Source organism: Bacillus sp. S2(2019), from assembly GCF_005144805.1.
GTDB classification, from domain to species: domain Bacteria; phylum Bacillota; class Bacilli; order Bacillales; family Bacillaceae; genus Bacillus; species Bacillus altitudinis.
Genome location: NZ_SWFL01000017.1, coordinates 1 through 815, shown reverse-complemented (window position 1 = coordinate 815; position 815 = coordinate 1). Strand labels below are relative to the sequence as shown.

1 pseudogene is annotated in these 815 nt (G+C 57.8%); it reads left to right on the top strand.

The window, feature by feature from the left end:
* A pseudogene (locus FBF75_RS19575) lies at positions 1-815 on the top strand (BclA C-terminal domain-containing protein); the annotation flags it as partial.

Below are 815 nucleotides of genomic sequence, written 5' to 3'. Positions count from 1 at the left end.
CAACCGGAGCGACCGGAGCCACAGGAGATACGGGTGCCACAGGGGCAACAGGAACAGGAGCGACCGGCGCTACTGGAGATACAGGTGCTACTGGAGCGACCGGAGCCACAGGAGATACGGGTGCCACAGGGGCAACAGGAACAGGAGCCACGGGTGCAACGGGAGATACAGGAGCGACAGGAGCAATCGGAGCGACCGGTGCAACGGGAGATACGGGAGCGACCGGAGTAACCGGAGCCACAGGAGTAACGGGAGCGACTGGAGTAACCGGAGCCACAGGTGTAACGGGAGATACGGGAGCGACTGGAGTAACCGGAGCCACGGGCGCTACGGGAGATACAGGAGCGACCGGAGTAACCGGAGCCACAGGAGCAACGGGAGATACCGGGGCAACCGGAGTAGGGTTAGCTGGTATTTTGGCATTTGACCCAGCAACAGCTCCAACCTATCCAGTAGGTCAAGTGGTGACATATGAAGGTGGAACTTATATCGTAAATACAGCGCCACCAACTGGCACACCAGATACGTCTCCAGATTATACGTTATTGGCAGCCGCAGGTGTGACAGGCGCCACGGGAGATACAGGAGCGACCGGAGTAACCGGAGCCACAGGTGTAACGGGAGATACGGGAGCGACTGGAGTAACCGGAGCGACAGGTGTAACGGGAGATACGGGAGCGACCGGAGTAACCGGAGTAGGGTTAGCTGGTATTTTGGCATTTGACCCAGCAACAGCTCCAACCTATCCAGTAGGTCAAGTGGTGACATATGAAGGTGGAACTTATATCGTAAATACAGCGCCACCAACTGGCACA